The sequence below is a fragment of the Curtobacterium sp. 18060 genome (genome assembly GCF_902706105.1).
Lineage (GTDB): Bacteria > Actinomycetota > Actinomycetes > Actinomycetales > Microbacteriaceae > Curtobacterium.
The window spans coordinates 1-454 of sequence record NZ_CACSJV010000119.1 but is presented as its reverse complement, the minus strand read 5'-3'; the positions used below and the strand labels follow the sequence as shown (position 1 = coordinate 454).

At 62.3% G+C, this 454-nt stretch carries 1 pseudogene; it reads left to right on the top strand.

What is annotated here, in order from left to right:
- Nucleotides 1-156: 156 nt before the first annotated feature.
- Nucleotides 157-401: pseudogene (locus GVL05_RS20250) on the top strand (IS481 family transposase); the annotation flags it as partial.
- Nucleotides 402-454: the final 53 nt, after the last annotated feature.

Genomic DNA, 454 nt, shown 5'->3' with positions numbered 1-454 from the left:
ATCCAGGGCGGCGGGTCGCAGGCGACTTCCTCCGCCATTAAGGATGTGCACACGGTGCTCACCGACAACGGCACCCAGTTCACCACGCTCTGCAACGTCGCTCTGGCCAATTCCATCATCATGGCGGCGATCGCAGCCGGCGAGACATTCTGGGCCCATAGCTTCGAACTTGCCTGCGCTCGCAACGGTATCGACCATCGGCTGATCAAACAGCGCCTCGCCTCGACGAATGGTTAGGTAAAGCGGATGAACGGCACGATCGAGTGCTTGCCCTCGCGAAGGCGGGGGACGCAACGGTCAAGCGCTACAACGACGACCGCCACGGGCAACTCCGTGGGCACTTGGCCAACTTCTTCAGCGCCTACAACTTCGTACGCCGCCTGAAGACCTTGCGCGGCCTCCGCTGCCGCCACTTGGCCTAGAATCTTGCGTTGGCAGCGGGGATCTCCAGCCT